Origin of the sequence: Duganella hordei, from assembly GCF_040369125.1 — a bacterium.
Lineage (GTDB): Bacteria > Pseudomonadota > Gammaproteobacteria > Burkholderiales > Burkholderiaceae_D > Rugamonas > Rugamonas hordei.
Map to the genome: position 1 here is coordinate 536,267 of NZ_BPWI01000002.1, position 11,847 is coordinate 548,113.

At 63.3% G+C, this 11,847-nt stretch carries 8 protein-coding genes; all 8 read left to right on the top strand.

Annotated elements, in window-relative coordinates; genetic code table 11:
• Positions 1 to 201 precede the first annotated feature (201 nt).
• The gene (gene scpB / locus ABWW33_RS06600) at positions 202 to 957 is read left to right on the top strand and encodes an SMC-Scp complex subunit ScpB (protein WP_176655564.1); all 756 of its coding nucleotides are present in this window, start codon (positions 202 to 204) and stop codon (positions 955 to 957) included.
• Positions 944 to 3,172, top strand: coding sequence for a pseudouridine synthase (locus ABWW33_RS06605; RefSeq protein WP_353400211.1), 2,229 nt, complete (start codon positions 944 to 946; stop codon positions 3,170 to 3,172). Before scpB ends, ABWW33_RS06605 begins: the two co-directional genes overlap by 14 nt.
• A 285-nt stretch (positions 3,173 to 3,457) precedes the next feature.
• Positions 3,458 to 3,946 (top strand): ribosome maturation factor RimP, encoded by a 489-nt coding sequence (rimP, locus tag ABWW33_RS06610; protein ID WP_176655566.1) that lies wholly within the window; start codon positions 3,458 to 3,460, stop codon positions 3,944 to 3,946.
• Positions 3,943 to 5,508, top strand: coding sequence for a transcription termination factor NusA (nusA, locus tag ABWW33_RS06615; RefSeq protein WP_176655567.1), 1,566 nt, complete (start codon positions 3,943 to 3,945; stop codon positions 5,506 to 5,508). The genes rimP and nusA overlap by 4 nt, the downstream gene beginning before the upstream one ends.
• Positions 5,509 to 5,554: 46 nt before the next feature.
• Positions 5,555 to 8,419, top strand: a complete 2,865-nt coding sequence (gene infB, locus ABWW33_RS06620; RefSeq protein ID WP_176655568.1) for a translation initiation factor IF-2 — start codon at positions 5,555 to 5,557, stop codon at positions 8,417 to 8,419.
• A 77-nt stretch (positions 8,420 to 8,496) separates the two neighbouring features.
• Entirely contained in the window at positions 8,497 to 8,913 is a 417-nt protein-coding gene (rbfA, locus tag ABWW33_RS06625; RefSeq protein WP_176655569.1) for a 30S ribosome-binding factor RbfA, read from the top strand.
• A gap of 13 nt (positions 8,914 to 8,926) precedes the next feature.
• The gene (gene truB, locus ABWW33_RS06630) at positions 8,927 to 9,862 is read left to right on the top strand and encodes a tRNA pseudouridine(55) synthase TruB (RefSeq protein ID WP_353400216.1); all 936 of its coding nucleotides are present in this window, start codon (positions 8,927 to 8,929) and stop codon (positions 9,860 to 9,862) included.
• A 141-nt stretch (positions 9,863 to 10,003) separates the two neighbouring features.
• Positions 10,004 to 11,839, top strand: a complete 1,836-nt coding sequence (gene typA / locus ABWW33_RS06635; protein WP_176655571.1) for a translational GTPase TypA — start codon at positions 10,004 to 10,006, stop codon at positions 11,837 to 11,839.
• Positions 11,840 to 11,847 lie beyond the last annotated feature (8 nt).

An 11,847-nucleotide genomic window follows, 5' to 3' on the forward strand; every position in this document is an offset into this window, starting at 1 on the left:
TCCAGAGCACGTTTTATGTATGAAGCGATGGCTTCGGCCGCCGCTGGCATGTCCCTCTCTCCCGCCTGGCGCGCATCGGCCCGGGCGTCGGAAAAACAGCTTCAGCGAGTATTCCAGCAGGCAGCGTCGTAGATGCTGGCCATTGCCTCACTGAATGTGATTGATTTCTTTCTTGCATGAAAATGCAACCACAAGATTGCTATGGATACAGCAGAGGCTAAAAGAGTCCTCGAAACCGCCTTGCTATGCGCTCGTGAGCCATTGTCGATCCACAGTCTGAAAAAGCTGTTTGTCGAAGTGGACGATCAAGACCGGCCGCGCGGTCCCGGAGTCGGTTCCGATACGATCAAGGAATTGCTCGAAGAATTAAGGCTGGATTGGGCCGGCAAGGGTGTGGAGGTGATCAGCCTGTCGACCGGCTGGCGCTTCCAGAGCCGCCCCGAGATGAAGTTGTATCTCGACCGGATGAACCCGGAGCGGCCGCCCAAGTACTCGCGGGCGACGCTGGAAACCCTGGCCATCATTGCCTACCGCCAGCCGGTGACACGGGGCGATATTGAAGAGATACGCGGCGTAGCCGTTAATTCCCAGACGATCAAGATGCTGGAAGACCGGGGCTGGGTAGACGCCATCGGTTACCGCGACGTCGTCGGCCGCCCGGCTTTGCTGGGCACCACCAAGCAGTTTTTGGATGATTTGGGCTTGAATTCGCTGTCCCAGCTGCCTCCTTTGCAGCAAATCAGCGATATGCAGGGTGGCGGTCCGGATATGGAAGCGCTGGAAGCGGCCCTGCAGGAAAACTTTGAGAAAGCCGCGCAAAGCGAGTTGCCCGTCGTCGAAGCTGAACCAGCGTCGACCAGCCCGGAAGCCGGCCCAGAACCAATTAATCACGACCCTGCGCCAGATTTAACGGTTGACGCTGAGCACAACCAAGAAATGAATAATGAACAATCCTAATTCCCCTGAGACAGTCAACGACGTAGCGCCGGCCGAAGTGGCCGCCAAGCCTAAACGCCGCACCAAAGCCCAGATCGAAGCCGATAGCGAGGCGCATGCGCCGAGCGCCGCCGCCGAGTCCGGCGCCGCGCCGGTCAAGGCCAAGCGCAAGCCCAAGGCGGAGGCCGACCTGGTCGCCGCACCGGCTGCCGCAGACGCCGCAGCCCCGGTGAAAAAACCGCGCGCCAAGCCGGCCGCCAAGGCCGCTCCGGCAGCCGACGGCGCCGAAGCCCAGCCGCAAGCCGCTCCCGCAGCTGCAGCTGCAACTGAACCTCCGGCCAAGGCGCCGCGCGCCAAAAAGCCGGCCGCGCCGGTTGTTGCCGATACCGCAGCAGCTGCAGCCGCCGCGCCAGCCGCGGCACCAGCCCCCGCAGTCGAAGCGCAAGCCGCTCCTGCCGAAGCCGGTGAGCGTGGCCCACGCGGTCCGCGCGGCCCGCGCCAGATGCGCGAACAGCGCGCCGCCCGCGAGGCGATGATGCCGCGCCCGGCCCCTGTAGTTGCCGCCGAAGGCGAAGCCGCCCCGGCGGAAGAGGGCGCCGCACCGAACGGCGGCAAGCCGCGCCACGAGCGCGGTCCGCGCGACGGCCAGCGCGATGGTCAACGCAACGGCAAGAACGGCAAGGGCAAGAACGGCAAGCCGCGTCCCGGCCAGAACGCCAATGGCGCCAAGGCCAACGATGCCGACGCAGCGTTCTCCTACGTCACCTCCGACGCCTTCGACAGCGAAGAGTCGGGCAAGGGCCGCCAGGCGCCGAAAGCCGTGCGCCGCGACCTGACCTCGGACGACGACGCGCCGAAGCTGCACAAGGTCCTGGCCGAAGCCGGCCTCGGCTCGCGCCGCGACATGGAAGACCTGATCGTTGCCGGCCGCGTGTCGGTCAACGGCGAGCCGGCCCACATCGGCCAGCGCATCCTGCCGACCGATGCGGTGCGCATCAACGGCAAGCTGATCCAGCGCCGCGTCAGCAAGAAGCCGCCGCGCGTGCTGGTGTACCACAAGCCGGCCGGCGAGATCGTCAGCCATGACGACCCGGAAGGCCGTCCATCGGTGTTCGACCGCCTGCCGACCATGAAGGCCGGCAAGTGGCTGGCCATCGGCCGCCTCGACTTCAATACCGAAGGCCTGCTGCTGTTCACCACCTCCGGCGACCTGGCCAACCGCCTGATGCACCCGCGTTACAGCATCGACCGCGAATACGCGGTGCGCACGCTGGGCGTGCTGGAAGAAGGCATGCGCCAGAAGCTGCTGGCCGGCGTCGAGCTGGAAGACGGCCTGGCGCAGTTCTCCAAGATCGCCGACGGCGGCGGCGAGGGCATCAACAAGTGGTACCGCGTGATCATCGGCGAAGGCCGCAACCGCGAAGTGCGCCGCATGTTCGAAGCGATCGGCCTGACCGTGTCGCGCCTGATCCGCACCCGCTACGGCGCGATGACCCTGCCAAGCAGCCTGAAGCGCGGCCGCTGGGAAGAGATGGAAGAAAACACCGTGCGCGACCTGATGGCGGCGTACGGCGTCGAGAAGAAAGGTGCGGGCGATGCGCCTGCGCCGCGCGGCAAAGGCCCGCAGCAAGCCAAGCCGGCCCAGAACAAGGGCCCGGAAAAGCGTCCGCAACGCGGCCGTGGCGATGACCGCGATTTCGACGACGATGACGAGGACGATCACGACGAACCGAACTTCAACCGCGCCGATGTCAGCAACGACAACGCGATGCCGTTCGCCAAGGCCCCGCGCGGCCAGGGCCGCGGCGGTTTCGGTGGCGGCCAGGGTCGTCCGGGCGGCAATGGCCAGGGTCGTCCAGGCGGCGCCCAGGGCAGCGGCCGTCCAGGCGGCAATGGCAACGGCCAGGGCCGTCCGGCCGGCGCGCAGACGTCGGGCCGTCCGGGTGGTCGTCCGCAGGGCATCGGCGGTTACGCCGGCGGCCGTCCGCTGGGCGAAGGCCCGGCGCGTCCGCAGGGCCAGGGCGGCCGTCCGCAAGGGCAGGGGCGTCCGCAAGGCGGCCAGGGTGGAGCGGGTCAGGGCGGCGGCCAGTCGGCCAAGGGTCCGGGCCGCGGTCCGCGCCAGCCGGATCCGTTGCAGACGACTTTCGGTTTTGGTAATTCCGGCGCGCCGCGCCGCGGCCAGCCGCCACGCGGCGGTGCGATCGACCACGGCATGCCGCGTCGTCGCAAGGGTTAAACCCCCGTCCTTGCAAACCGGCGATAGCGCCTGTTTGCAAGGCTTGTAGCCTTATTTGAACTGTTGCGTGCCTGCTTTTCCGACTCGTGCGGCATTGCAGCGGAGATCATATAAGGTTATAATAATCAGCCTAGTAAAAGTTCTTCGCGGGGTACTTCCCCTGAGAATGCTTTCATCTGGCTGGGTATTACAAGAAGATGGGCAGATGCCCATTTTTTTTTTGGTGAACCGTTTTGAACGGCCTGTTTTTAATATGTTGAAACAGGCCTTGATCTGGAGAATTTCTTGCAGCTGCCGGAATTAATTGAAAAGACCGTAACGGGTCTGGGCTATGAGCTGGTTGATGTCGAACGGGCCGAGCGCGGACTGCTGCGCGTCTTTATCGATTTCAACGCCGCCGACGCCGAAGAAAAAGGCCCGATTACCGTGGAGGATTGTGCCACGGTCAGCCACCAGCTGTCGCACGTGCTGACGGTCGAGAACGTGAACTACGAGCGTCTCGAAATCTCGTCGCCAGGGCTGGATCGCCCGGTGCGCAAGCTGGAAGACTTCGTGCGTTTTGCCGGTTGCGTAGCAATCGTCAAACTGCGCACCGCAATGCCGGGTACGAACAACCGGAAATCGTTCGAGGGCGTTCTGCAAGAACCCCAGGGCGATAATTTGTCGTTGGAATTTGAAAGCAATGAAGGTCCGGCGTTGTTGGAGTTTACGCTCGCCGATGTGGATAAGGCACGCTTGGTGCCAAAGGTGGATTTTAAGGGACGCAAAGCATGAGTCGCGAAGTTTTGTTATTGGTAGACGCGCTGGCGCGTGAGAAAAACGTCGATAAAGATGTGGTTTTCGGCGCGCTTGAATTCGCGTTGGCGCAAGCCACGAAGAAACGCTATGAAGGTGAAGTGGATATTCGCGTTTCGATCGACCGCGAGTCGGGTGAGTTCGAATCCTTCCGCCGCTGGCACGTGGTGCCCGACGAAGCCGGCCTGCAGCTGCCGGACCAGGAAATCCTGCACTTCGAAGCCAAGGAACAGATTCCGGACATCGAAGTGGACGACCACATCGAAGAGCCTATCGAATCCGTCGAATTCGGCCGCCGCTTCGCCCAGGACACCAAACAGGTGGTCCTGCAGCGCGTGCGTGACGCCGAGCGCGAACAGATCCTGGTCGACTTCCTGGAGCGCGGCGACGCGCTCGTGACCGGCACCATCAAGCGCATGGAACGCGGCGATGCGATCGTCGAGTCGGGCAAGATCGAAGCCCGCCTGCCACGCGACCAGATGATCCCGAAAGAGAACCTGCGTATCGGCGACCGCGTCCGCGCCTTCATCCTGCGCATCGACCGCAATATGCGCGGCCCGCAAGTGATCCTGTCGCGCACCGCTCCGGACTTCATCATGAAGCTGTTCGAACTGGAAGTGCCGGAAATCGAGCAAGGCATGCTGGAAATTAAATCGGCGGCGCGCGACGCCGGCGTCCGCGCCAAGATCGCCGTCTACACGGCCGACAAGCGCATCGACCCGATCGGCACCTGCGTCGGCATGCGCGGTTCGCGCGTGCAGGCCGTGACCGGCGAACTGGGCGGCGAACGCGTCGACATCGTGCTGTGGTCCGAAGATCCGGCGCAGTTCGTCATCGGCGCGCTGGCTCCGGCCAACGTCTCGTCGATCATGGTCGACGAAGAGAAGCACGCGATGGACGTCGTGGTCGACGAGGAAAACCTGGCGATCGCCATCGGCCGCTCCGGCCAGAACGTGCGCCTCGCTTCCGACCTGACCGGCTGGAAGATCAACATCATGACGGCCGAGGAATCGGCCGACAAGGCAGCCCAGGAAACCGCGGCGGTGCGCGCACTGTTCATGGAAAAACTGGACGTCGACCAGGAAGTCGCCGACATCCTGGTGGAAGAGGGCTTTGCCAGCCTGGAAGAAATCGCCTACGTGCCGATCTCCGAAATGCTGGAAATCGAATCGTTCGACGAAGACACCGTCAACGAACTGCGTACCCGCGCCCGTGACGCCCTGGTCACCGAAGCGATCGCTTCGGAAGAAGGCCTGGAAGGCATGGACGAGGCGCTGGTCGGTCTGGAAGGCATGGACCGCGTCACCGCCGGCAAGCTGGGTCTGGCTGGCATCAAGACGGTGGAAGCATTTGCTGCACTGGCCTACGACGAATTCGGCGCCATCCTGGCGTTGTCCGCAGACCGTGCACGAGCATTGATTAAGAGTGAATTTGAAGATGTGACCGACGATGAGATGAAGTTGGTTGACTCGAAGTACGACGACCGTGCCAAAGGCCTCCAGGCCAAGGCATGGAGTCTTGCCGAATCTGCAAAGGCTTAATTTGAGTATCTTTATCATCTCCGCGACACATAGAAAAGAGGACTGAATGGCGAGTAACAACGTAGCCCAATTTGCCACCGAACTGAAGATGCCTGCAGACTTGCTGCTGACGCAGCTGCGTTCTGCCGGCGTCGAAAAAAGTTCGACGTCAGATCCATTGTCGAAAGATGATAAGGATAAGCTGCTCGATCACCTGCGCCGTACCCACGGCGCCTCGGCTGATACCGAAAAGAAGAAGATCACGCTGACGCGCAAAGAAACCACTGAAATCAAGCAGGCCGACGCCAATGGCAAGGCCCGCACGATTCAGGTCGCTGTGAAGAAGGTGCGTACCTTCGTCCAGCGCGACGAGCCGGTCGTCGCCGCGCCGGCGGCGCCTGCCGCCCCGGTGGTCGACGCCGCTGAAGTCGCACGCCGCGAAGAAGAGGCACGCAAGCAGGCAGAACTGATCGCACGTCAGGAAGCGGAACTGCGCGAGAAGCAGGAGCGCCTGGCCAAGCTGGAGTCGGAGAAGGAAGCGCAAGCGCGCGCCACCGCCGCCGCCGAAGCGGAAGCCAAGAAGGAAGCCGACGCTGAAGCCAAGAAAGCCGCCGCCAAGGCCGCCGCCGCCGCGACCGCCGCAGCTGCCGGCACCGCGCCGGTAGCCGACACCGCCGCCGAGGAAAAGAAAAAAGCCGCCGCCGAGGAAGCCAAGAAGAAGGCCGCCGTCGCCGCCAAGGAAGCCGCCGAAAAAGCGGATGCCACCGAGCGCGCACGCAAAGCCGTGGCCGACGAGGTTGCCCAGATCAAGGCCATGATGAACGCGCCGCGCCGCGCCATCAAGGCGCCTGAACCGGCGCCCGCGCCGGTCAAGGCCAAGGTTGCCGAAGGCACGCTGCACAAGCCTGCCACCGGCGCCGTGGCCAAGCCTGGCGAGAAGAAAGACGACAAGAAGCCGGTCACCGCGGACAAGAAGTCGATCAAGTCGGCCAATGTCTCGTCGACCTGGCAGGACGACGCCAAGAAACGCGGCGCACCCGGCGCGGCCAACAAGGGCCGTGGCAACACCGGTTCGACCGGCGGCCGTGACGGCTGGCGCAGTGGCGGCAAGGGCGGCCGTCGCGGCTCGCACGCCGATGACCGCGAAACCAACTTCCAGGCGCCGACCGAAGCCGTCATCAAGGACGTCTACGTGCCGGAAACCATCACCGTGGCCGAACTGGCGCACAAGATGTCGGTCAAGGCTTCCGAAGTCATCAAGCAACTGATGAAGCTGGGCCAGATGTGCACCATCAACCAGGTGCTGGACCAGGAAACCGCGATGATACTGGTCGAAGAAATGGGTCACAAGGCCTTCGCCGCCGAGATCGACGATCCGGAAGCGCTGCTGGCCGACCAGGGTGAGCACGCTCACTTTGAATCGGTGCCGCGCGCTCCGGTGGTGACCGTCATGGGTCACGTCGACCACGGTAAAACCTCGCTGCTGGATTACATCCGCCGCGCCAAGGTGGCGTCGGGCGAAGCCGGCGGCATTACCCAGCACATCGGCGCCTACCACGTGGATACGCCACGCGGCACGATCACCTTCCTCGATACGCCGGGTCACGAAGCCTTTACGGCGATGCGTGCCCGCGGTGCGAAAGCAACCGACATCGTCATCCTGGTGGTGGCGGCGGACGACGGCGTGATGCCGCAGACGAAGGAAGCGATCGCCCACGCGAAAGCGGCCGGCGTGCCGCTGGTGGTGGCGATCAACAAGATCGACAAACCGGGCGGCAACGTGGACCGTGTGACGCAGGAACTGGTTGCCGAACAAGTGGTGCCGGAAGAATACGGTGGCGAATCGCCATTCGTGCCGGTATCGGCCAAGACCGGCGTCGGCATCGACGCGCTGCTGGAACAGGTGCTGCTGCAAGCCGAAGTGCTGGAACTGAAAGCCCCGATCGATGCGCCTGCGCGCGGTCTGGTGGTCGAGGGACGTCTGGACAAGGGCAAGGGCCCGGTCGCGACCATCCTGGTGCAATCCGGTACGCTGAAGCGCGGCGACGTGATCCTGGCGGGCTCTTCCTACGGCCGCGTGCGCGCGATGCTGGACGAAAATGGCAAGCCGATCAACGAAGCCGGTCCATCGATCCCGGTCGAAATCCAGGGCCTGACCGAAGTGCCGCAAGCCGGCGAAGAAGTCATGGTCATGGCGGACGAGCGCAAGGCGCGCGAAATCGGTCTGTTCCGTCAAGGTAAGTTCCGCGACGTGAAACTGGCCAAGCAGCAAGCCGCGAAGCTGGAAAACATGTTCGACCAGATGGCCGAAGGCGAAGTCAAGAACCTGCCGCTGATCATCAAGACCGACGTGCAGGGTTCGCAGGAAGCGCTGGTTGGCTCGCTGCAGAAACTGTCGACTTCCGAAGTGCGGGTACAGGTTGTGCACGCAGCGGTCGGCGGCATCACCGAATCGGACGTCAACCTGGCGGTCGCCTCGAAAGCGGTCATCATCGGATTCAACGCCCGTGCCGACGCCCAGGCGCGCAAGCTGGCCGAGTCGAACGGTGTGGACATCCGCTACTACAACATCATTTACGATGCGATCGACGAGATCAAATCGGCGTTGTCGGGCATGCTGGCACCGGAAAAACGCGAGACCGTCATCGGTCAGGTCGAGATTCGCCAGGTCATCCTGGTCTCGAAAGTCGGCGCCATCGCCGGTTGCCTGGTCACCGATGGCGTGGTCAAGCGTTCGTCCTCGGTACGCCTGCTGCGCAACAACATCGTGGTGTGGACCGGCGAGATCGACTCGCTCAAACGCTTCAAGGACGACGCGAAAGAAGTCCGCGCCGGTCTGGAGTGCGGCTTGTCGCTGAAGAACTACAACGACATCCAGGTGGGCGACTCCCTGGAAGTGTTCGAAGTGCAGGAAATCGCTCGTACGCTGTAAGCTCCGGCGCATAGGGCAGCAACAGGTAAAGTGGACGGGGGCATCAGCTCCCGTCCACTTGCCGTTTATGGAATATCATGGCAAAACATAGCAAAAACATCCCACAGCGCGGTCAGCGCGTGGCCGACCAGATCCAGCGCGACCTGTCGGAAATCATCGCCTACGAGTTGAAGGACCCGCGCGTCGGCATGATCACCATCACCGAAGTACAAGTGACGCCGGACTACGCGCACGCGAAGATCTTCTTCACCATGCTGAAAGACAGCAAGGAGCAGGTCAAGAACACCGTCGACGGCCTGAGCGCCGCGGCCGGCTACATGCGCGGCCAGCTGGGCAAGCGCCTGCACATCCACACGCTGCCGATGCTGCACTTCGTGCACGACACGTCGACCGCGCGCGGCATGGAATTGTCGCTGCTGATCGACCAGGCCAACAGCACCCGCTCGCTGGACGACGACCAGGCGCCGGCCGAAGAGAAGAAAGACGGCGAGTAAGCACGCTGCACCGATGAAGCAAAACCATCCCAAGAAAGTCCGCGACCTGGTCGACGGCGTGCTGCTGCTCGACAAGCCGGTCGGCTTTTCCAGCAACGATGCGCTGATCAAGGCCAAGCGCGTGCTCAACGCCAAGAAGGCCGGCCACACCGGCACCCTCGACCCCTTCGCCACCGGCTTGCTGCCGCTGTGCTTTGGCGAGGCCACCAAGTTCTCGCAGGACCTGCTGGAAGCCGATAAATCGTACGACACCACGGTGCACCTGGGCCAGACCACCGACACCGGCGACACCGAAGGCGAAGTGATAGCCAGCCGGGCCGTCGACGTCACGCTGGAGCAGATCCACGCCGTGCTGGAGCGCTTCCGCGGCCCGATCGCGCAGGTGCCGCCGATGTACTCGGCGCTCAAGCGCGACGGCAAGCCGCTGTACGAATACGCCCGCGCCGGCATCACGCTGGAGCGCGAGGCGCGCAACGTGGTCATCCACAAGCTCGAGCTGGTGTCTTACGAGGCGCCGTTCCTGAAGCTGTCGGTCACCTGCAGCAAGGGCACCTACATCCGCGTGCTGGGCCAGGACATCGGCGAGGCGCTCGGCTGCGGCGCCCATCTGAACGCGCTGCGCCGCACCCAGGTCGGCGCGCTGACCATGGACGGCATGCTGACCCTGGAGCAGCTGACGGCGCACGAAGCGCCGCTGAGCCTGTTGGCGCCGGTCGATGCGTTGCTGTCGAGCTTTCCGGCCGTGCACTTGACGGCCGAGCTGGCCAAACGCTTCCTCAACGGCCAGCGCCTGGCGCTGGGCAAGGAAGCGGTCGTGGTGCCGGCCGGGCAGGGCAGGGTCCGGGTTTACCTGGACGGCAAGCTGCTCGGCACCGCCATCCTCGGCGAGTACAGCATCCTGGCGCCGGAGCGCCTGATCGCCTTTAATTCGCCACCGGCGTCACCCTAGCCGCCAATAAAGCAACTCTTTGAAAATATTCAGGATTTCAGAGGGAGTTGCACCGCAACATGCTATACTACGCGGTTCCAGAAATTGGCCACTCTCGTACGTTACGTACGCACCCGCAGTTTTTCAGCAAATATAACGACCATGTCTACTACAAAACGCGCAATTCGCAACATCGCCATCATCGCCCACGTTGACCACGGTAAAACCACCCTCGTCGACAAACTGCTGCGTCAATCCGGTACCTTCCGCGAAAACCAGCAAGTTGAAACCCGCGTGATGGACTCGAACGACCTCGAAAAAGAACGCGGCATTACCATTCTGTCGAAGAACTGCGCGGTTGAGTACGAAGGCACCCACATCAACATCGTCGACACCCCGGGCCACGCCGACTTCGGCGGCGAAGTGGAGCGCGTGCTGTCGATGGTCGACTCGGTGCTGCTGCTGGTCGATGCGCAGGAAGGCCCGATGCCGCAGACCCGCTTCGTCACCCGCAAGGCGCTGGCGCTGGGCCTGAAGCCTATCGTCGTGGTCAACAAGATCGACCGTCCGGGCGCGCGCGCTGAATGGGCGATCAACCAGACCTTCGAACTGTTCGACAAACTGGGCGCCACCGACGAACAGCTGGACTTCCCGGTTGTCTACGCATCGGCGCTGAACGGTTACGCCAGCCTGGACCCGGAAGTGCGCGAAGGCGACATGACCCCGCTGTTCGAAGCGATCCTGAAGCACGTTCCTGTCCGTGACGACAATCCGGACGGTCCGCTGCAGATGCAAGTGACCTCGCTGGACTACTCGTCCTACGTCGGCAAGATCGGCATCGGCCGTATCTCGCGCGGCCGCATCAAGGCCGGCCAGGACGTCATCGTCCTCAACGGCCCAGGCTCGACCCCGATCAAGGGCCGCATCAACCAGGTGCTGAACTTCAAGGGCCTGGAGCGCGTGCTGGTGGACGAAGCGGTCGCCGGCGACATCGTGCTGATCAACGGTATCGAGGAAATCGGCATCGGCTCGACCATCTGCCAGCCGGACACCCCGGATGCGCTGGAAATGCTGACCGTCGACGAGCCGACCCTGACCATGAACTTCATGGTCAACAACTCGCCGCTGGCCGGCCGCGAAGGCAAGTTCGTCACCAGCCGCCAGCTGCGCGACCGCCTGGACCGCGAACTGAAAGCCAACGTCGCGCTGCGCGTGGCGCCGACCGACGACGACACCATCTTTGAAGTGTCGGGCCGCGGCGAGCTGCACCTGACGATTTTGATCGAAAACATGCGCCGCGAAGGCTTCGAGCTGGCCGTGTCGCGTCCGCGCGTGGTGTTCAAGATGGTCGACGGCGTGCGCCACGAGCCGTTCGAGCAACTGAGCGTTGACGTCGAGGAAGCCAACCAGGGCGGCGTGATGGAAGAACTGGGCCGCCGCCGCGGCGACCTGCAGAACATGGAATCGGACGGCAAGGGCCGTGTCCGCCTGGAATACAAGATCCCGGCGCGCGGCCTGATCGGCTTCCAGGGCGAATTCATGACCCTGACCCGTGGTACCGGCCTGATGTCGCACGTGTTCGACGAATACGCGCCGGTGGACAACACCAAGGGCGAGCTGGGCGGCCGCCGCAACGGCGTGCTGATCTCGCAGGACGACGGCGCCGCCGTGGCCTACGCGATCTGGAAACTGCAGGATCGCGGCCGCATGTTCGTGGTCCACAACGACCCGGTGTACGAAGGCATGATCATCGGCATCCACTCGCGCGACAACGACCTGGTGGTCAACCCGATCAAGGGCAAGCAGCTGACCAACGTGCGTTCGTCGGGTACCGATGAAGCGGTGCGCCTGGTGCCGCCTATCCAGATGTCGCTGGAATACGCCGTCGAATTCATCGACGACGACGAACTGGTCGAGATCACGCCGAAATCGATCCGCCTGCGCAAGCGTTTCCTGAAGGAACACGAACGCAAGAAGGCATCGCGCGAAGGCGCATAAGCCCTCCA